Source organism: Pseudotabrizicola sediminis (genome assembly GCF_004745575.1).
GTDB lineage: Bacteria > Pseudomonadota > Alphaproteobacteria > Rhodobacterales > Rhodobacteraceae > Pseudotabrizicola > Pseudotabrizicola sediminis.
Window position 1 is genome coordinate 248,173 of the sequence record NZ_RPEM01000003.1, and the last position, 19,745, is coordinate 267,917.

Sequence of the window (19,745 nt, forward strand, 5' to 3'; positions counted from 1 at the left end):
AGCATTCAGAACCGCGCCCCCTCCCCCAACCGGCGCTGCACCATGCGGTGCAGACGCGGCAAAGCCTCGGCCCGCAGGGCGGCCGCCCCGGCGGCTTCGGCCAGATCTGTGTCCCCGGCACTGCGCGCGATCCCCGCCACAAACCGCGCCAGATAGCCACGCGCCGCCGCATCCGGCCCTTGTGCCAGCAGCCCCGCCGCATGCGCCAGATCATCGCGCAGCGCCAATGGGTCGGTCAAAAACGCCTCCCGGTCATCGGCCTCCGGCGCGGCTTGGCCAAAGCGCCACACACGACGCCCCCGGCCCGGCAGATGCCGCAGGATTGCAATCTGAAACGACGCCAAACCATCCACCGGCTTTGCCAGAAACCCTTGCGCCCCGGCGGCAAGTGCCAGCCTTTTCCCCTCCGGATCACCGGACAGGCCCAGCACCACCACATCGCGCCGGGCCCCGGTCAGATCACGGATCAGCTGATCGCCACAGCCATCGGGCAGGCCAAGGTCGACAATCACCACATCCGGGCAATAGGTGCGCAGATGCGACCGCGCCTGTTCCAGGCTTTCAGCACGGCGCAACCGCGCGCCCGACCGCTGGCACATCATCCGCAGCATATCCGACGCCGCCCGGCTGTCCTCCACCAGCAGGATGGTAACGCCGGACAGCGGCAACCCGCCCGATGCCGGCGATCCGACCCCATGGGGCAGAAAGCTGGGCACCGGGGCGCTGACGCGTTGGTCTGGCACAGGCATGGCATTCCCCCAAAATGAAACGTGACCCCGCGATCAGACGCCGAGTCTGGCTAACAGACGATTAAGGCCCACCGCATTTTACCGGCCCCGCAGCCCCGTTTCCGCACTGGACGGCACCCCTTCCCCTCCATCCCGTTCGGCGGCTGGGCAGGCCACCTGCGCGCCTGACGCGCACAAACCCTCCCTGCGACCGATGCGCCCCTTGCCTCGCCCCTCGCCGCTGCCCATAAACACATGAACCGCCAAACCGGAGACACCCATGATCGGCCGCCTGAACCATGTTGCCATCGCCGTGCCCGACCTTGCCGCCGCCACCGCGCAATATGCGGGCACGCTGGGGGCCTCGGTCCGCCCACCGCAGGATGAACCTGACCACGGCGTGACCGTGGTCTTCATCGATCTGCCGAACACCAAGATCGAACTGCTGTACCCTTTGGGCGAAAATTCCCCCATTCAGGGCTTTCTCGACAAGAACCCCTCGGGCGGCATCCATCACATCTGCTATGAGGTGGATGATATCCTTGCCGCCCGCGACCGCCTGCAAGCCGCAGGCGCGCGGGTGCTGGGCAGCGGCGAGCCAAAGATCGGCGCCCATGGCAAGCCCGTGCTGTTCCTGCACCCCAAGGATTTCAACGGCTGCCTGATCGAGTTGGAGCAAGCATGACCATCACCGCTGCCTTCGTCCTGTTCGCCGTGGTCTGGTTCATGGTGTTCTTCATCGTGCTGCCCCTGCGGCTGACCACCCAGGGCGATGCGGGTTCCGTCGTCCCCGGCACCCCCCGAAGCGCCCCGCGTGATGAACTGGTGGGCCGCAAGGCCAAGATCACCACATTGTTTGCCATCATCGTCTGGGGGCTTCTGGCGGGCATCATCACCTCGGGCACCATCTCGGTGCGCGATTTCGACTGGATGGGCCGCATGCCGCCGGTCACCGCCACCCCATGATCCGCGCGCTCGACCCGGCCGCCGACCGCCCGGCGGTCGCCGCCCTGCTCACCCGCGCGCAGGATTACTACCAGTTGTGGCTTGGCCGACCTCCCGGCCCGGCCGAGGTCGAGGACGTTTTCACCAATGGCCCGCCCGGCTGCGACCCAGCCGCCTCGCAGCGGCTTGGCCTGTTCCTTGACGGCACGCTCAATGGCGTCGCCGAACTCTCCTTCGGCTTCCCCGAACCCGATGATGCCTACCTTGGCCTGATGATCCTCGCCCCCGCCGCCCGGTCGCAAGGCCATGGCGCCGCCTTCCTCGCAGATATCGAATCCCGCGTCCGCGCCGCCCATGCCCCGCAGCTCTACCTCGCCGTGCTGCAGGCCAACCCGCGCGGTGCCGCCTTCTGGGCGCGCATGGGGTTCAAGCCCACCGGCGTCAGCCGGTTCGACGCCGACACCGGCCACACCAGTCACCGCCTCGTCAAACCGCTCTGAATGCTGGCAATCGCCACCCCGCCCAGAATCACGACCGACGCCGCCCAGAACCGCCAGCCCACGCCCTCACCCATCACCACCGCGCCGCCCAGCGCCGCCAGCACCGGCACCGTCAGCTGTGCCACCGCCGCCCGCGCTGCCCCAAGGGCGGGCAGCACCGCATACCACAGCGCATAGCCCATCCCGCTTGTCACCGCCCCCGACAGCACCGCCAACCAGATCCCCTGCACCTCCCAGCGCATCCCGCCCCAGATCAGCGCAATTCCCAGCATCACCGGCACCGCCAGCACAAAATTCCACGCGGTCGCCGCCAGCGCATCCGTGGCCCCCCGCCCGGCCAGCGAATAAATCCCCCAGCCGAACCCCGCAGCCCCCATCGCCACCGCCCCGGCAACCGGCACCTCGGCACCGCCCGGGGCCACCAGCCAGATCAGCCCCCCAAAGGCGAGAGCCGCCCCCAGCCAGCGCCGCCCCGGCACCGCCTCCCCCGACAGAACCGCGCCGCCGAACATCGTCACCTGCACCGACCCGAACAATATCAGCGCGCCCACCCCGGCCCCCAGCGCCAGATAAGCGACCGAGAATCCCACCAGATACACCACCAGCCCGAACACCCCCGGTGCCCGCCCGCGCCACCCGGCCCAGACCACACCCCGCCGCAGCCAGACCAGCAGCCCCAGCACCATCGCCCCCGCCACCACCCGCACAGACGCAAAGGCCAGCGGGTCCATCCCGCCCTCCCCCACCGCCATCCGGTTCAGCACCGAATTGGCCGCAAAGGCCAGCATCGCCAGCGCTGTCCAGCCAAACAACCGCGCCGCGCTCATGGCCTGCCCCTTTTGAAAATACTCCCGCCAGAGGAGTCCGCACGATGCCCCCGGTGCCATCGCCCGGCAGTGCGGCTGGCGCAAAACCTTCCCGCGCGGCGCACGCCGGGCCTATCCAACCCACACCGCCTCAGACATTCCACGCAGCGCGTTGCCCACCCACAACCGCACATGCGGCAGGTCATGGCCCATCAACACCTCTTGCGCACATGCCACCTCCGCCCGCAACACCCCCGGCAACAGCCCGCTGGTCAAAGGCGGCGTCCGCAGCCCTGCCCCGCGATCAAAGAACAGCGTGGTGATCGTCCCGTCACAAACCTCGCCCCGCTCATTCACAAAAACCAGCTCATCAAGGCCCGCAGGCAACCCCGCCCGCGCCCGGTCATACACCGCGCGCCGCGTTGATTTCACCCGCAACCACGGATCACCCGACGCCAACCGCTCGCCCGCCAGCCCCAGCCGCCAGACCGCCATCGGCGCGGGCACCGCCCCCACCTCAACCTCAACCGCCCCATGCGCATCCAGCGTCAGCCGCAGCCGCGCCGCCTGCCCCGCTGGCCCCACCACCCGCACCTCAGGCACCGCCCAGCCAAGCGCCGCCGCCCCTGCCGTCAACCGCGCGACATGCAGCGGCCAGCGCGGCACGCAAACCCCGTCCCACAGCATCGTCTCGATCAACTTCAGCCCCGGCGTGTCAGCCCCGTCGCAAAGCGCGTTTTCCAAAGCGCCTCCTCCCATTCCCCATCCGCCGTGGAATCGTATACCACCCCGCCGCCGACATTCAGCCGCACCTCGCCATCCGGCCAGACCCGCGCGGTGCGAATGGCCACCGACCAACCCTGATCACCATCCGGCGCCGCCCAGCCCACCGCCCCGCAATACACCCCGCGCGGCTCGGCCTCGACTTGCGCGATAATCTCCATCGCCCGGATCTTCGGCGCCCCCGTGACCGACCCGCAGGGAAACAACGCCGCCATCAGCCCCGGCAAGCCCGCGCCGGGCAAGAGCCGCCCCTGCACCCGGCTGCTCATCTGATGCACCGTGGCAAAACTTTCCACCGCATACAGCTCCGGCACCTTGACCGATCCGACCTGCGACATCCGCGCTATATCGTTGCGCAAAAGGTCCACAATCATCAGGTTCTCGGCCCGGTCCTTCTCGCTGGCCTGCAACGCCGCCGCGAGGCCCGCATCCTCCACCGGGTCATCACTGCGCGGAGCCGTCCCCTTCATCGGGCGGCTCTCGATCACCCCGCCCGTGACCCGGAAAAACAACTCCGGGCTGCGCGACACCACCACCGGCCCCACCCCCAGATCGACAAAAGCCCCATAGCCCACCGGCTGCCCCACCCGCAGCGCACCATAAAGGCCCAGCGCCGTACCGCCCGACAGGCGCGAGGCAATCGGAAACGTCAGGTTGATCTGATAGCAATCGCCAGCCGCAATATACCCCTGCACCCGCGCAAAGGCCTTCCCATAGGCCTCCCGCGTCACACAAGGCTGCAACGGCTCCAGCCGCACCCCCCGCCCCGCTTCCGTCGCCTGCGTCAGGGCAGCCCCCGCCTCCTCCGGCCCCTCAAAGGCCGCCAGACACACCAGCGGCCCCCGCCGCCCCTCCGGCATCCGCGCGGCCAGTCGCGGCTCCAAAGCATAGCCCGCCTCATAGGCGATATACCCCGCAATCCACGCGCCCGCCGCCCGCGCGCTTTCCGCTGCCGCAAGGCAAGCCTCTACCTCATCCGCCTCATGCGCCACGAACAGCGCCCAGGGCTGCGCAAACACCGCCGCCCGCCCGCCCGGCCCATGTTCAATGACAATCATCGCCCGAAGTCCCCCGGCATTGCCCGAAATCCGCTCCTTGCCCATCCGTCGCATCTAGCACGCACCCCCGCTTTGGAACAGGCGGCAAGCGACCCATTCCGGCGTCAGAGATCCACCCATAACCCTGTCATCGCCGCCTTTGCAGCCCCGGTAGGGCGGGGTTCACCCCGCCTGTCCCTGGCAATGGCGGGGTGAACCCCGCCCTACCCCATCCTCCTTGATCATCACGCCTCCAACCACCCCCTTCGCAAAGGGTTGCGCCCCGCCCCGCAACCCCCTAAACCCCCGTCAATTTGCGCAGACCGCACGAATCCGAGACCCGGTGCCACCGTGGCCCGGGTTCAGCCATGGACAGGGGCCACCGAAATGCCGAAAAGAACCGACATCAAATCCATCATGATCATCGGTGCAGGCCCCATCGTCATCGGACAGGCCTGCGAATTCGACTACTCGGGCGCGCAAGCCTGCAAGGCGCTGCGCGAAGAAGGTTACCGCGTCATTTTGGTCAACTCGAACCCCGCCACGATCATGACTGATCCGGGGCTGGCAGATGCGACGTATATCGAGCCGATCACCCCCGAAGTCGTCGCCAAGATCATCGAAAAAGAACGCCCCGACGCGCTTCTGCCCACCATGGGCGGCCAGACCGGCCTGAACACGGCACTGGCGCTGGCCGACCTCGGCGTGCTCGAAAAGTTCAACGTCGAACTCATCGGGGCCAAGCGCGAAGCCATCGAAATGGCAGAAGACCGCAAGCTGTTCCGCGAAGCGATGGACCGCATCGGGTTGGAAAACCCAAAGGCCACCATCATCGCCGCCCCCAAGCTGCCCAATGGCAAATACGACATCAACGCCGCCATCACGGAGGCCATCGCCACGCTCGACTACGTGGGCCTCCCCGCCATCATCCGCCCCGCCTTCACCCTTGGCGGAACGGGGGGCGGCGTCGCCTACAACCGCGACGATTACGAGGCGATCTGCCGCTCGGGCCTTGAGGCGTCGCCGATGGCGCAAATCCTCGTCGACGAATCCCTGCTCGGCTGGAAGGAATTCGAGATGGAGGTGGTGCGCGACACCGCCGACAACGCCATCATCGTCTGCGCGATCGAAAACATCGACCCGATGGGCGTGCACACCGGCGACTCCATCACCGTCGCCCCCGCGCTCACGCTGACCGACAAGGAATACCAGATCATGCGCAACGGCTCCATCGCCGTGCTGCGCGAAATCGGGGTCGAAACCGGCGGCTCGAACGTGCAATGGGCGATCAATCCCGCCGATGGCCGCATGGTCGTGATCGAGATGAATCCCCGCGTCTCGCGTTCTTCCGCGCTCGCCTCCAAAGCCACCGGCTTCCCCATCGCCAAGATCGCCGCCAAACTCGCCGTCGGCTACACGCTGGACGAGCTGGACAACGACATCACCAAGGTCACCCCGGCGTCCTTCGAGCCGTCCATCGACTATGTCGTGACAAAAATCCCCCGCTTCGCCTTCGAGAAATTCCCCGGTTCGGAAAACAACCTGACCACCGCGATGAAATCGGTGGGCGAGGTGATGGCCATCGGCCGCACCATCCACGAATCGATGCAAAAGGCCCTCGCCAGCCTTGAGACCGGCCTCACCGGCTTTGACGAAATCGCGATTCCCGGCGGCCCCGACCGCGCCGCCGTCTCCAAGGCGCTCAGCTTGCAAACCCCTGACCGGCTGCGCGTCATCGCCCAGGCCATGCGCGAAGGCTTCACCGACGACCAGATCAACGCCATCACCTCGTTCGATCCGTGGTTCCTTGCCCGCATCCGCGAAATCATCGACACTGAGGCCCGCATCCGCCACGATGGCCTGCCGCTCGACGCCCCCTCCTTGCGCAAGCTGAAAATGATGGGCTTCACCGACGCCCGCCTCGCCACCCTGACAGGCCGCGATGAAGCGCAGGTGCGCCGCGCCCGCCGCAACCTCGGCGTCACCGCCGTCTTCAAACGCATCGACACCTGCGCCGCGGAATTCGAGGCGCAGACGCCTTACATGTACTCCACCTACGAATCCCCGGTCATGGGCGACGTGGAATGCGAAGCCCGCCCATCAAACGCCAAAAAGGTCGTCATCCTCGGCGGCGGCCCCAACCGGATCGGCCAGGGGATCGAGTTCGACTATTGCTGCTGCCACGCCTGCTACGCGCTCACCGCAGCGGGCTATGAAACCATCATGGTCAACTGCAACCCCGAAACCGTCTCCACCGATTACGACACTTCGGATCGCCTGTATTTCGAGCCGCTCACCTTGGAGCACGTCCTCGAAATCCTGCGGGTGGAACAAGACAACGGCACGCTCCACGGCGTCATCGTGCAGTTCGGCGGCCAGACCCCGCTGAAACTGGCCCAAGCCCTGGCGAACGAAGGCATCCCGATCCTTGGCACCACCCCCGACGCCATCGACCTCGCCGAAGACCGCGAGCGGTTCCAGCAACTGCTGAACACCCTGAACCTCAAGCAACCCGTAAACGGCACCGCCCGTTCGCGCGACGAGGCCTTTGCGGTGGCCGCACAGGTCGGCTACCCCCTCGTCATCCGCCCCTCCTTCGTGCTGGGCGGCCGCGCGATGGAAATCATCCGCGACGACGCCCAGCTCGAACGCTACATCCGCGAGGCGGTGCAGGTCTCCGGCAACAACCCGGTCCTCTTGGACAGCTACCTGTCCGGCGCGATCGAGGTTGATGTCGATGCCCTGTCAGACGGCCACAACGTCCACGTCGCGGGCATCATGGAACATATCGAAGAAGCCGGCGTGCACTCCGGCGACTCCGCCTGCTGCCTGCCGCCGCACTCCCTTTCCGCCGACACCATTGCCGAGCTGAAAACCCAGACCGTCGCCATGGCCCGCGCGCTGAACGTGGTCGGCCTGATGAACGTGCAATTCGCGATCAAGGACGGCACCATCTACGTGCTGGAGGTGAACCCCCGCGCCTCCCGCACCGTGCCCTTCGTCGCCAAGGCCACAGACTCCGCCATCGCCGCCATCGCCGCCCGGCTGATGGCCGGCGAGCCGATGTCGAACTTCCCCCAGCGCGCGCCATACGAGGCCGGCGTCGGCCCCGACACCGCCCTGCCGCTCGCCAACCCCTTCACCCTCGCCGACCCGATCACCCCGTGGTTCAGCGTCAAAGAGGCGGTGCTGCCCTTCGCCCGCTTCCCCGGCGTCGACCCGGTGCTTGGGCCTGAAATGCGCTCCACCGGCGAAGTCATGGGCTGGGACCGCACCTTTGCGCTGGCCTTCCTCAAGGCGCAGATGGGCGCAGGCACCATCCTGCCCGAACAGGGCCGCGTCTTCCTGTCGGTCAAGGACATGGACAAGACGGAAGGGCTCGCCAGCGCCGCCCGCGACCTCATCGCCATGGGCTTCGAAATCGTCGCCACCAAAGGCACCGCCACCTGGCTGGCGTCTGTCGGCGTCGCCACCACCCCCGTCGCCAAAGTCTATGAGGGCCGCCCCAACATCGTGGACCGGCTCAAAAACAACGACATCGCTCTGGTCCTGAACACCACCGAAGGCACCCAGGCCATCAACGACAGCCGCGACATCCGCCGTGTCGCCCTGATGGACAAGATCCCCTACTTCACGACCGCAGCCGCCAGCATCGCCGCCGTGTCGGCAATGAAGGCCCGGGGTGAGGGGTACGGGGTGAGGACGTTGCAGGGGTGACCGCGACCCCGGCTCTGCCGGGGTCAAAACGCCCCGGTGAAGCGTTTTGAGCGGGCAACGGGCGCGCAAACCTGCGCGCGCGCCCCGGGCGTGCCATTCTCAGGCCGGTGTAGGGCGGGGTTCACCCCGCCTTACCGACACAATGGCGGGGTGAACCCCGCCCTACGGAGTCATGCGCAACCCCTCCTCTGGAACCGAGGCCGATTGGCCACATCGCAGACGGCGTTCAAGCAATCCTACACCGGCGACGGAACACAGGGCCAAGGAAAGAGCGGTGGAGTGGCTCCCTCCACCTCCCCCGGGCGGGTTGCCCCACCACAAACCCCTCACCCCCCGCGTGTCACCCGCTTCAGCGTCTGCAGATCCGCCTCCAGCAGCGCATCATACTTCCGCTTGCGTTCCGCCAGCGCCGCCTGCTCCTCCTCGGTGCGGTAGGGCGCAGAATAATCCACGTCCTCCGGCCCCTTCACCACCCCCGCCAGCCGCGCGTGCATGAAGGTGGACAGCACCTCGGCCATCCGCGTGGTGTGGCCCTTGCCCAGACTGCGAAAGAAGCGCAGCACATCGGCCTCCACCCACAGCGTCAGCTTCACCTTGCGGCCCGCGCCCACGCCTTGGGCAATCGCGTGCCACTCGTCGGGCACTGCCCCGGCCCCGCGGGCAGCCCCGTGCAGCGTGCGTTCCAGATCGCGCAGGCTCTCGGCCATCCGGTGATAGCTGGCCTTGCGGGTGTCATCGGCTTTGGTCATGTCGCACCTCCTGCTGCCAGACTGCCAGAGGCGCCCGAAAACCCGGTTAAAGCGCCGCGCGCAGACGTCATGACGTCAGCCATACGCCGCCCATACGCAAACCATACCCAAAGCAGACGCTTGACTTCCGCGCCAAAACCCCCCATCTCCGGTCTGTCCGAAGCCCGTGCCGCGTGAGCACCGAAAGGCCCGGACACAGGTTCCCACCATCACGCAGGGGCGCCGACGGCGCGCACGGTCTCTCAAGTTATTGGGGGACGAGGACCGCCGTTTTCTTGTTTGATGGAACGACCCAATGACCACCTTTGCTGACCTCGGGCTAAGCCCGAAGCTTTTGAAAGCGCTTGAAAAAACCAATCTTCAGACGCCCACGCCCATTCAGGCGCAGGCGATCCCCCATATCATGGCGGGCCGCGACCTGATGGGTCTGGCCCAAACCGGCACCGGCAAGACGGCGGCCTTCGGCCTGCCGCTCCTGCACCGCCTGCTCGACATCGGCCACCCACCGGGCCCCAAGAACGTGCGCGCCCTGATCCTGGCGCCGACGCGCGAATTAACCTTGCAAATCAAGGACAACCTCGAAGTCTTCACCAAGGGAACCCCTGTCAAGGTGACCATGGTTGTGGGCGGCGCATCGCTGTTCCGTCAGGCGCAGGCGCTGTCCAAGGGCAGCGACGTTCTCGTCGCCACCCCGGGCCGCCTGATCGACCTGCTGGAGCGTGGCGATGTCAAGCTGGACCAGTGCGGTTATCTGGTGCTGGACGAGGCTGACCACATGCTCGACATGGGCTTCATCCACTCGCTTCGCAAGATCGCCAAGCACATCCCCTTGAAGCGTCAGACCATGCTGTTCTCGGCGACGATGCCCAAGGATATCTCTGAAATCGCAGACACTTACCTGCGCGACCCGGTCCGGGTTCAGGTCACCACGGCGGGCAAAACCGCCGACAAGGTGACCCAAGGCGTGCACTTCCTGCCCAACGGCGACAAGGCCCGCGTGCTGGAAGACTACCTGAAAAAACACCCCACAGAACAGGCACTTGTCTTCGGCCGCACCAAGCATGGCTCGGAAAAGCTGATGAAATTGCTGGCAGGCTGGGGCTTCAAGGCAGGCTCCATCCACGGCAACAAGTCGCAATCGCAGCGTGACCGCACCCTGACCGAGTTCCGCAATGGCGAGCTTGATGTGCTGGTGGCTACCGATGTGGCCGCGCGGGGCATTGATATTCCGACAGTGCGTCACGTGTATAACTTCGACATGCCCAACGTGCCGGAAAATTACGTTCACCGCATCGGCCGGACCGCGCGCGCGGGGGCCGAGGGCACCTCGGTCAGCTTCTGCGCCCCGGCCGAGATGGGAGAGCTGCAAGCGATTGAAAAGCTGCTGAAAAAGCCGCTGCCGATTCTGGGTGGCGCGCCATGGTCCGCCGATATGGTGGCCGCTGCCCCCAAGCCCGGCCAGAACCGCGGCCAACGCCCGGCCCGCCCGCAAGGTGGTCGCCCGCAGGGTGGCAAGCCTGCCGGGGCCGGGTCAAAACCGCAGCAGGGACGCCCGGCTGCCAAGGCCAAACCAATGGGCGGCGGCAACGCGCCGCGCCGCGCCGAGGGCGGCAAGCCCGCTGGCCAACGCCGCACAAGCTGACCCCGACCGTGTGAAGATTTGATGAAAACGCCTGACCCTGTCTGAGTATTAATAAATTGGAAACCATTTTCCAAGAATAAGACGATGCCGGGTGTTTTCCGGATTTGTACCGAGTGACCGATGTCCCCAGCATTGGTGTGAGTGGGGGCCTGCCGTACCCAGACCTTTTTCAAAAGGTGGTCGCAAGACCGTAGGGCAGGCCCGTCTTTTTCTGTCACCCCCTTGCGCCAGGCACGCACCGGGGCATCTGGTTTATCTGTTCTCGCCTGTGCTTGCAGGCTGCGGCGGAAATCGGATAGGTGCTTTGCCATGGCAAAGCTCTATTTCAACTATTCCACGATGAATGCCGGCAAATCGACCCTGCTGCTGCAGGCCGCGCACAACTACCGCGAACGCGGGATGGACACCTATCTGATCACGGCACAATTCGACAATCGCGCCGGGGAAGGCCGCATTGCGAGCCGCATCGGCATCGGCGATCCGGCCGATACTTTCGGCCCCGCCGAGGATATGTTGGCCAAGCTTAAGGCAAGGCTCGCGCTTGGCCCGGTCTCCTGTGTGTTCATTGATGAAGCGCAGTTCTTGTCCAAAGAGCAGGTCTGGCAACTGGCCTGTGCGGTCGATGATCTGTCGGTGCCGGTGATGTGCTATGGGTTGCGCGTTGATTTCCAAGGACAATTGTTTCCCGGCTCAGCCGCTTTACTGGCCTGGGCCGACGAAATGCGCGAAGTGCGCACCATCTGCCACTGCGGAAAAAAGGCCACGATGGTGGTGCGCAAAGGGCCGGATGGCCGGGCGCTGCGCGATGGTGATCAGGTGGTTATCGGCGGAAACGAAACCTATGTCAGCCTGTGCCGCAGGCACTGGCGTGAGGCGGTTGCCGACTGAAGCGGTGCTTTCCATCAAGGCACAACCGGTTCACCCACCCGCGCCCGCAGTGCAATCATGCTGCCCGCCGCCACGATCAGCACCATGCCCCCGACGGCCATCGGGGCCAATAGCTCGCCCCACAGGGCCCAGGACCAGAAGGCCGACGCCGGCAGAATGACATATTCGATCACCGACGCCCGCCCCGCATCGGTAAGCTGATAGGCGCGGATCATCATTCCGACACCCAGCAGGGACCCAGCCGCCTGAACAAAGGTCCAAGTCAGGAACGGCCCCGTCGGCCAGACCCAGCCCCGCAACAGAAACCCGTCGGGGCCAGGCGGCGCGATCAGCGGCATGAGGGTCAGCAGACCCAGCCCCACCGCCCCGAACACCCCCAGAATGCCGAAAAATCCCGCCACCAGCGTCTCGGCAGACTCATGCGGGCACCATTCGCGCGTCGCCACATTGCCAAGCGCATACAGCGCCCCCGCCAACACGGGCAGCATCGCAGCCGCCGATGCCCCCGACATCGCCTCTGGTCCCAGCACAAGGATAACCCCGACAAACCCCAAGGCGACCGCCAGAATCCGCACCGGGCCAATCGCATGGCCATAGGCAAAGCGCGAGATCAGCAGCACGAAGATCGGCGCGGTGAACAGACCCGCCGCAACAATGGCCACCGGCAGAAAGGCCAGCGCACCAAAATAGATCAGCATGGCCAGCCCGTGGATCAGACTGCGCGCCAGAACCGCCCGCGGGTTGACCGCCCGCAGCCGCAACCCCAGCAGCGGCACCGCCAGCCCCAGCAGGACAAGCGCCATCACCGTCCGGGTCAGGTGAAACTGCCAAAGCCCATGTGCCTGCGCGATGACCCGCACATAATTGTCGGTAAAGCCGATCAGCATCGCGTAGCCGCACAGCAGCGCGGCAGCGGCAAGGGTTCGGTCCTGGGGCATCGTGACATCCTTCTTTGTCCTGTTGAACCCTGCCGCACACGCCCCTGCGCGCCGAAAAGCGACACGACCGGTCCTTTCCGGGGCATCTCGCAGAGGGGTGTGGCATGCAGGCGGGTGATTGTGGCCCGAACGGCCTTGGTCTAGTGTCGCCCCATGACAGGCAAGGCACCGCGCGCCATGACGGCTTTGAAAAGATATTCCCGGCTGGAAAGCAGCGGGCTTTGGCGCGACAGCCCGCTGGCACAACGGCGAGAGGTCATCGTGGCATTCCGCGAGGCGACGCTGGTTCTGTCTGATCCCAAAAGCGAAACCGCCCTCAGCCACTGGTCCCTTCCGGCCATCGAGCGCCTGAACCCGGGCGAAGTGCCGGCCGTTTTTGCGCCGGGAACCGAAGCCATTGAAACGCTGGAGCTTGATGACGGCGACATGATTGCCGCCCTGGAAACCGTTCGCAACGCCATTGCCGGTCAACGGCCCAAACCCGGGCGGCTGCGCGGGGTCTTGCTTGGGTCAGGCACGTTTCTGGTGCTGGCGCTGGGGGTCTTCTGGCTGCCGGACGCCCTGATCAAACACACCGCGTCGGTCCTGCCCGCAGCAACGCGGGCGGCAATCGGTCAGGCAGCGCTGGCCGATGTGCAACGGCTGACCGGCTCGCCCTGCGCCAGTCCGCTGGGCACCTTTGCCCTTACCACGCTGGGCGACAAACTCTTCGGGCCGCACCGGGCGCAGATCCTGATCCTGCGCGACGGGCTGTCGGGGGCGGCGCATCTGCCCGGCGGCATCATCCTGATCGGACGCGATGTGGTGGAAGATCAGGGCGGGCCCGAGGTTCTGGCAGGACTGGCCTTGATGGAACGCGTGAAGGCCGATGCGCGCGACCCGATCCTGCCGGTGCTGCAGCATGCCGGGCTGACCGCGACCTTCCGTCTGCTCACCTCGGGCATTCTGCCCGACACGGCTGTGGCGGGCTATGGCGAGGTGCTGTTGCAGGGCCCTGGCGTTGCCGTTCCCGACGCTGTAGCGCTGGCCCGGTTCGGGGCCGCAGGCCTGTCGTCGGCTCCCTATGCCTATGCCATCGACCCCAGCGGCGAGACGACCATCGGCCTGATCGAGGCGGACCCCTTGGCCGGGCTGATCCCCGAACCGCTGATGGCCGATGGCGATTGGGTCAGCCTGCAGGACATGTGCGCCACAGGCTAAGGCAGCGCTGCAGCCTCAACGGATAAAGGCGTCGCCAAACCCGGCACGCCGCGCGGCGGATAAGGCCGCCTGCGCTTCGGCCCGCGATCCGAACGGTCCGGCAAACACGATCTGCATAGGCTTACCCTTGCTGGAGATGTTGGACCGCGCCACCGGCAAGCCAAGCCGGGCCAGTCGCGACGACGCGCCATCTGCATTCGACACCTGACCAAAGGTGCCGACCTGCACATAACTGCGCCCGGAAGCAGGTGGCTGCGGCGCAGGTTGCGCTTTGCTTGACGCATATACATTGCGCGTGGCAACCGGCTCACCTTTGGCCCTGGTCGCATCCGCAACCAGCCGGGCGGGAACCTCGCGCGTCCAGATCTGGTCCTGTTGCGCCCAGCCCTGCTGCCTGCCCTTGGCGCGGTTGGGGTTCAGGCGGTCATCGGTAAAGGCCGCGCGGTAGCCTTTGGGAATAACATGCGGCTCTGCCACAGCGGCTTTGCGCTGCACCTGATGCACGCCGACATGGGCAGCAGGATCTGGCCCCTCCAGATAGCCTGACGGGGCAATCGCCGCGACCCCGGCCAGCACACGCGGGGCCCGGGCATGCGCAACATCGCCGTCGCCGCGGGTGCACAGCACAATGCTGCCGCCGTTCTGCAAACGGAAACGTTCGGCCACCGGCGCATTGGTGTAGCAGCCGATCCTGCCTGAACCAACGGTCGTCGCCACCCGCTCTGCGATCTGGCGCTGGGGCTGTGGTCTGGCCTGCGGCACCGGCGCCGCCCGCACGGGCGCGGGCATAACGACCGGTGCGGCCATAGTGCGGGCAGCAGGCGGCACTGCATTCGTTGCAGTTTGCACCGGGGCAGGCACCACCACTTGTACGGCAGGCACCGGAACGGTGCTCGGCGCAGGCTCTACAATCGCCACCTGATTGTTCCCGAACGTCGGCGGGTAACCGCACAACGGCGCGCGGTTACGGCTCACACGCGGCACCCAGTTGGTGCGCCCCGACAGCCCGGCACGCAGGAACACGCAACCCCGGCTGTCTACATATTGCTGCCCTGTAAAGGACGCAGGCGGCAGTTCACGCGGGCCACCAAAATCACCGGCCGATTGAGCATTGGCAACACTCAACCCGGCCACGACCGCCAGAACAGCGGCCGGAACCAATCTAAACACCATGACTACCCCCAAGTAGCTTATAGGGGATACTGGAATAATATTGTTTCCGAGTAAAGCGATTTACCCGCTATTTTGTGCCAAACATCCGGTCACCCGCATCCCCTAGCCCGGGGACAATATAGCCATGATCATTCAAATGGCTATCGACCGAAGCGGTCACGATGGGCACATCAGGATGCGCCTCCTGCATCCGCGCGATGCCTTCTGGCGCGGCCAGCAGGCACAAGAAGCGCAGGTTTTTCGCGCCATTGTCTTTCAACAGCTGCACCGCCGCGACCGAGGAATTGCCCGTGGCCAGCATCGGATCGACCACGATGCACACCCGGTCTTCCAGCTGCGTCGGAACCTTGTAGTAATACTGCACCGGCTGCAGCGTTTCGGGGTCGCGGTACAGGCCCACAAAGCCCACCCGCGCCGCCGGGATCAGCTCCAGAATACCATCCAACAGCCCGTTGCCCGCCCGCAGGATAGAGATCAGCGCCAGCTTCTTGCCCTCGATCACCGGCGCGTCCATCGGCTCCAGCGGGGTTTCGATGCGCTTGGTGGTCATCGGCAGTTCGCGCGTGACCTCATAGGCCAGCAGCAGGGAAATCTCGCGCAGCAATTGCCGGAACGACGCGGTAGAGGTGTCCTTTTCCCGCATTAGGGTCAGCTTGTGCTGGACCAGCGGGTGCGAAACGACGGTCAGATGGTCCAGCATGGTCAGGCCTCCAGAAGTTTGGCGATACGTGCGCGTGTATCGGCATCACAGAAGGCGGCGTCAAGCGCGGTGCGGTTCAGGCTGGCGAAAACACCGTCATCCCAGTCGAAGGCCCGGTGCAGTTCCTCGAACTCCCGCTCCATGGTGGTGTGGAAAAACGGCGGGTCGTCGGTGCTGACGGTGACCTTGACGCCCCGGTCATACAGCTGGCCGATGGGGTGGCTGCGCCAGTCGGGGTAGACGCCCAGTGCCACGTTCGATCCGGGGCACACCTCCAGCACGATGCCACGTTCGGCCAACTCGTCCACCAGCGCCAGATCTTCAATCGCGCGCACCCCATGCCCGATCCGCTCGACTCCCAGATCGTTCACCGCATCGCGCACCGATTGCGGCCCGCCCCATTCCCCGGCATGGGCGGTCAGGCGCAAGCCCGCCTCGCGCGCGCAGTCAAACGACCACAGGTAATCCTTTGGCGTCAGCACCTTTTCATCGCCGGCAATGCCGAACCCCACGATCCAGTCCCCCGCCGTATCGGCCGCACAACGCGCGGTCTCGCGCGCCTTTTCCGGGCCAAAATGGCGGATACAGGTGACAATGCCGCGCAGGGTTATCCCCATGCTGCGCTCTGCCTGATCCGCCGCCTCACGGATGGCGTGCAGGTATTCGCGCCACGCGCCCACATCACGCCCGCCGCAGAAATCGGGGGACAGGAAGGTTTCGGAATAAACCACACCGCTGGCCGCACTTTCCTCCAGCACCGCCAGCGTCAGCCGGGCGTAATCCTCTGGCGATTTGAGCGCAGAGGTTGCGGCTTCATACACCTTCAGGAAATCCCAGAAATCGGTGTATTTGTAGTTGCCGCGCTCATCAAACACGCCCGCAATGTCCAGCCGCTTTTCCTTTGCCAGTCCCCGGATGAACGAAGGGGGCGCAGCCCCTTCCAGATGCAGGTGAAGTTCGATTTTCGGGGTCACAGGAAAGATACTCCGGGGTTGTGAGGAGGAACGCCAAGATGATGCGCGACGCTTGCACCCACATCGGCAAAGGCGCGCAGACCGATGGGCCGCACCCCAAGGCCATAACCGGTCACCGGCACCCGTTCGCGCGTATGCTCGGTGCCGGGGAAGGTCGGGTCGTTGCCATGGTCGGCGGTGAAGATCGCCAGATCGCCGGGGCCAAGGGTGGCCAAAAAGCGCGGCAGGTTTGCGTCAAACCATTCCAGCGCACGGGCGTAACCTGCCACGTCACGCGGGTGGCCATAAAGGCTGTCAAACTCGACAAAGTTGGCAAAGGTCAGGGAACCGGGCTCCGCCTCCGCCCCCAACCGCACCAGATGTTCGAAAAGGTCAGCATCGGACTTGCCCTTGTGCAACGCCTGTATGCCGCGCATCGAAAAGATATCGCCGATCTTGCCAACCGCATGGGTCATCCGCCCCTGCCCTGCCACCCAGTCCAGCAGCGTCGGCGCAGGTGGGGCGATCGCATAATCGCGGCGGTTTGCGGTGCGTGTGAAATCCCCACACCCGCCGGTAAAGGGCCGCGCGATGACCCGCCCGACCCGCATCGCGTGCAAGGTGGGGGCCAGTTCGGCGCAGAGCTTCAGCAGGCGGTCCAGCCCGAACGCCTCTTCATGCGCGGCGATCTGGAACACGGAATCGGCAGAGGTGTAGCAGATCGGCCAGCCGGTGCGCAGATGCGCCTCGCACTGCGCAGCGATGATCGGCACGCCCGAGGCATGGCAGTTGCCCAAAATACCGTCGGTCCCCGCCAGACGGCACACCTCGGCCACCAGATCGGGCGCAAACGCAGGGCCTTCGGTGGGAAAATAGGTCCAGTCCCAGGGCACCGGCACCCCCGCCAATTCCCAATGCCCCGAGGGCGTGTCCTTGCCGCGCGACACCTCGGTCGCCGCCCCCCACAACCCGGTGGGCGCAGCCCCCAGACCCGGCGCCTCCATTCCAGAGGCCAGCCGGATCGCCGCCCCCAGGCCAAGCCCGTCAAGATTGGGCATCCGCAGCACACCGCTTCGGCCCGTCTCGGCCCGGCCATCGGCACAGGCTTGTGCTATATGGGCCAAGGTATTGGCCCCTGCATCGCCAAACTCGGCGGCATCCGGCGCGCCGCCGCAGCCCACCGAATCCAGCACAACCAGAAACGCGCGGGCCATCAGGTGATCCGCTTCATCACAAGCGGCCCTTCGTCCAGCACAGAGGTGCCGACGCGGTACGCCGCCTGCACTGCCCGCACCGCCGCATCTGCCGCATCCTCGGTTGCCGCATGAACCATGGCCAAAGGCACGCCCGCGCCGATCTCTTCTCCCAACCCGATCAGGTCGGACAGACCCACCGCCGGGTGCACCTTGTCGCCCTCGCGCAACCGCCCAGCCCCCAGATGCACAACCGCATGGCCCAATGCCTCGCCATCAATATGCGCGATGAAACCATCATCCAGCGATGGCACCTCGCGCACAACGGGCGCCGCCGGCAGCCGGTCGGGCCAGCGTTCGACAAAATCCGCAGGCCCGCCCTGCGCCGCGACCATGCGGCCAAACACCTCTGCCGCCGCGCCAGACTCCAGCGCCTGCGCAATGCGCCCTGCCCCGTCTTCGGCATCCGCCGCCAGCCCGCCAAGCGCCAAAGCCTCGCCGCCCAAGGCGCAGGTCAGATCCCACAGCGCCGCGTTCACCGATGTGCCGGTCAGCGTCTCCATCACCTCGATCACTTCCAGCGCATTGCCCGCCGCCGTGGCCAAGGGCTGCGACATATCGGTGATCAGCGCGGTGGTCATGCAGCCCGCCCCCTGCGCCGTGCTGACCAGCGCGCGCGCCAAAGCCTCGGCCCGTTCGGGCGTTTTCATGAACGCGCCCGAGCCGCATTTGACATCCAGCACCAGCCCCTCCAACCCCGCCGCCAGCTTTTTTGACAGGATCGACGCGGTGATCAGGTCGATGCTTTCCACCGTGCCGCTGATATCGCGGATCGCGTACAGCCGCCTGTCAGCCGGGGCAAGGTCGGCACTGGCCGCCACGATGGCGCAGTGCACGCGGCCCAACTGGGCGCGGAACTGGTCCTCACTCAACCCGGTGCGGAACCCGGGGATCGCCTCCAGCTTGTCCAGCGTGCCCCCCGTGTGCCCCAGACCGCGCCCCGAGATCATCGGCACATAGGCCCCGCAGACCGCCAAGGCCGGGGCCAGCAGCAGCGACACGCAATCGCCGATCCCGCCGGTCGAATGCTTGTCCAGCACCGGGCCGGGCAGATCCCATGACATCACCCTGCCGCTATCACGCATGCCGCGCGTCAGCGCCACCCGCCCCTCATCCGACAAGCCGCGCAACAGCACCGCCATGGCAAAAGCCCCGGCCTGCGCATCGGTGACCGTGCCCGAGGCCAGCCCTTGCGCAAACCACGCAAGCGCATCAGCCGAAGGCGAGTCGCCGTCGCGCACTTGCGCTATGATGCTGCGCGCATCCATCAGGCGCGGTCCATATGGGCGGCGGTGAACACGCCGGGCAGCAATTCCCCCACCGTCAGCGTGCGCTGCTTGCCATCGGTGGTGCACAGCGTGACCTTGACCTCTGGATCAGCAAACTCCGCGATCTTCTGGCGGCACCCGCCACAGGGCGGCACAGGGTCTGGGCTGTCGGCGATCACGAACACCTCGGCAATGCGGGTATCGCCCCCGGCAATCATCGCGGCAATCGCCCCCGCCTCGGCACAGGTGCCTTCGGGATAAGCCACGTTTTCCACGTTGCACCCAACATAGGTTGACCCCGATGTGGTCCGCAAAGCCGCCCCCACCAGAAACCGCGAATAGGGCGCATAGGCGCGCAGGCGAACATCGGTGGCAGCTTGCAAAAGAGTCATCTCAGCCTCGGTTCTTGACCAATTGGTCGGGAATTGTGGGCGCATGCCCGCTAAAGCGCAAGGGTATCAGACA

The 19,745-nt window shown here is 66.0% G+C and carries 19 protein-coding genes; 7 read left to right on the top strand and 12 right to left on the bottom strand.

Annotation, left to right across the window (positions count from 1 at the left end; genetic code table 11):
• Nucleotides 1-5: 5 nt before the first annotated feature.
• A complete protein-coding gene (locus EEB11_RS06065) occupies nucleotides 6-749 on the bottom strand; it encodes a response regulator (protein ID WP_135429520.1) in 744 nt (247 codons plus the stop codon).
• Between the two features lie 259 nt (nucleotides 750-1,008).
• Here EEB11_RS06065 and mce point away from each other — a divergent pair, with 259 nt between their 5' ends.
• From mce to EEB11_RS06080, 3 genes are read left to right on the top strand one after another with little or no spacing between them, the layout of a single operon-like run.
• Nucleotides 1,009-1,413, top strand: coding sequence for a methylmalonyl-CoA epimerase (gene mce, locus EEB11_RS06070; protein WP_135429521.1), 405 nt, complete (start codon nucleotides 1,009-1,011; stop codon nucleotides 1,411-1,413).
• On the top strand, nucleotides 1,410-1,694 hold the full coding sequence (locus tag EEB11_RS06075; protein ID WP_135429522.1) for a DUF1467 family protein: 285 nt from the start codon (nucleotides 1,410-1,412) through the stop codon (nucleotides 1,692-1,694). The genes mce and EEB11_RS06075 overlap by 4 nt, the downstream gene beginning before the upstream one ends.
• The gene (locus EEB11_RS06080; RefSeq protein ID WP_135429523.1) at nucleotides 1,691-2,173 is read left to right on the top strand and encodes a GNAT family N-acetyltransferase; all 483 of its coding nucleotides are present in this window, start codon (nucleotides 1,691-1,693) and stop codon (nucleotides 2,171-2,173) included. The genes EEB11_RS06075 and EEB11_RS06080 overlap by 4 nt, the downstream gene beginning before the upstream one ends.
• On the opposite strand, the gene EEB11_RS06085 is transcribed toward EEB11_RS06080, so the two are convergent.
• The 3 genes from EEB11_RS06085 to EEB11_RS06095 all read right to left on the bottom strand — a co-directional run bounded on the left by EEB11_RS06085 (nucleotide 2,149) and on the right by EEB11_RS06095 (nucleotide 4,820).
• Nucleotides 2,149-3,000, bottom strand: coding sequence for a DMT family transporter (locus EEB11_RS06085; protein WP_135429524.1), 852 nt, complete (start codon nucleotides 2,998-3,000; stop codon nucleotides 2,149-2,151). The genes EEB11_RS06080 and EEB11_RS06085 overlap by 25 nt on opposite strands.
• Nucleotides 3,001-3,111: 111 nt before the next feature.
• Complete coding sequence (locus EEB11_RS06090) at nucleotides 3,112-3,723, bottom strand: aminotransferase class IV family protein (protein WP_167852668.1); 612 nt, start codon at nucleotides 3,721-3,723, stop codon at nucleotides 3,112-3,114.
• Nucleotides 3,681-4,820 carry an aminodeoxychorismate synthase component I gene (locus EEB11_RS06095; protein ID WP_135429706.1) on the bottom strand — a complete coding sequence of 380 codons (1,140 nt, stop codon included), beginning with the start codon at nucleotides 4,818-4,820 and terminating at the stop codon, nucleotides 3,681-3,683. Before EEB11_RS06095 ends, EEB11_RS06090 begins: the two co-directional genes overlap by 43 nt.
• Before the next feature lie 366 nt (nucleotides 4,821-5,186).
• On the opposite strand from EEB11_RS06095, the gene carB reads away from it, so the two are divergent.
• A complete protein-coding gene (carB, locus tag EEB11_RS06100) occupies nucleotides 5,187-8,516 on the top strand; it encodes a carbamoyl-phosphate synthase large subunit (RefSeq protein WP_135429525.1) in 3,330 nt (1,109 codons plus the stop codon).
• Nucleotides 8,517-8,842: 326 nt separating this feature from the next.
• Here the strand turns inward: carB and EEB11_RS06105 are convergent, their stop codons facing one another.
• Nucleotides 8,843-9,265 (bottom strand): BrnA antitoxin family protein, encoded by a 423-nt coding sequence (locus EEB11_RS06105; RefSeq protein WP_135429526.1) that lies wholly within the window; start codon nucleotides 9,263-9,265, stop codon nucleotides 8,843-8,845.
• Nucleotides 9,266-9,560: 295 nt separating this feature from the next.
• On the opposite strand from EEB11_RS06105, the gene EEB11_RS06110 reads away from it, so the two are divergent.
• Together EEB11_RS06110 and EEB11_RS06115 are read left to right on the top strand one after the other, a co-directional pair.
• A complete protein-coding gene (locus EEB11_RS06110; protein ID WP_135429527.1) occupies nucleotides 9,561-10,907 on the top strand; it encodes a DEAD/DEAH box helicase in 1,347 nt (448 codons plus the stop codon).
• A 309-nt stretch (nucleotides 10,908-11,216) separates the two neighbouring features.
• Nucleotides 11,217-11,795, top strand: a complete 579-nt coding sequence (locus EEB11_RS06115; RefSeq protein WP_135429528.1) for a thymidine kinase — start codon at nucleotides 11,217-11,219, stop codon at nucleotides 11,793-11,795.
• A gap of 14 nt (nucleotides 11,796-11,809) precedes the next feature.
• Here EEB11_RS06115 and EEB11_RS06120 read toward each other — a convergent pair whose 3' ends face one another.
• Nucleotides 11,810-12,733 carry a DMT family transporter gene (locus tag EEB11_RS06120; protein ID WP_135429529.1) on the bottom strand — a complete coding sequence of 308 codons (924 nt, stop codon included), beginning with the start codon at nucleotides 12,731-12,733 and terminating at the stop codon, nucleotides 11,810-11,812.
• Between the two features lie 177 nt (nucleotides 12,734-12,910).
• Between EEB11_RS06120 and EEB11_RS06125 the strand changes: the two genes are divergently transcribed.
• Nucleotides 12,911-13,933 (top strand): hypothetical protein, encoded by a 1,023-nt coding sequence (locus EEB11_RS06125; protein ID WP_135429530.1) that lies wholly within the window; start codon nucleotides 12,911-12,913, stop codon nucleotides 13,931-13,933.
• A gap of 15 nt (nucleotides 13,934-13,948) precedes the next feature.
• Here EEB11_RS06125 and EEB11_RS06130 read toward each other — a convergent pair whose 3' ends face one another.
• The 6 genes from EEB11_RS06130 to EEB11_RS06155 all read right to left on the bottom strand — a co-directional run bounded on the left by EEB11_RS06130 (nucleotide 13,949) and on the right by EEB11_RS06155 (nucleotide 19,672).
• Nucleotides 13,949-15,106 (bottom strand): SPOR domain-containing protein, encoded by a 1,158-nt coding sequence (locus EEB11_RS06130; protein ID WP_135429531.1) that lies wholly within the window; start codon nucleotides 15,104-15,106, stop codon nucleotides 13,949-13,951.
• 67 nt (nucleotides 15,107-15,173) lie between these two features.
• A complete protein-coding gene (gene upp / locus EEB11_RS06135) occupies nucleotides 15,174-15,806 on the bottom strand; it encodes a uracil phosphoribosyltransferase (protein WP_135429532.1) in 633 nt (210 codons plus the stop codon).
• 2 nt (nucleotides 15,807-15,808) lie between these two features.
• Nucleotides 15,809-16,780, bottom strand: a complete 972-nt coding sequence (locus tag EEB11_RS06140) for an adenosine deaminase (RefSeq protein ID WP_245298788.1) — start codon at nucleotides 16,778-16,780, stop codon at nucleotides 15,809-15,811.
• Entirely contained in the window at nucleotides 16,777-17,973 is a 1,197-nt protein-coding gene (locus EEB11_RS06145; RefSeq protein ID WP_135429534.1) for a phosphopentomutase, read from the bottom strand. Before EEB11_RS06145 ends, EEB11_RS06140 begins: the two co-directional genes overlap by 4 nt.
• Nucleotides 17,973-19,280 (bottom strand): thymidine phosphorylase, encoded by a 1,308-nt coding sequence (locus EEB11_RS06150; protein ID WP_135429535.1) that lies wholly within the window; start codon nucleotides 19,278-19,280, stop codon nucleotides 17,973-17,975. Before EEB11_RS06150 ends, EEB11_RS06145 begins: the two co-directional genes overlap by 1 nt.
• On the bottom strand, nucleotides 19,280-19,672 hold the full coding sequence (locus tag EEB11_RS06155; protein WP_135429536.1) for a cytidine deaminase: 393 nt from the start codon (nucleotides 19,670-19,672) through the stop codon (nucleotides 19,280-19,282). The genes EEB11_RS06150 and EEB11_RS06155 overlap by 1 nt, the downstream gene beginning before the upstream one ends.
• Between the last annotated feature and the right edge of the window lie 73 nt (nucleotides 19,673-19,745).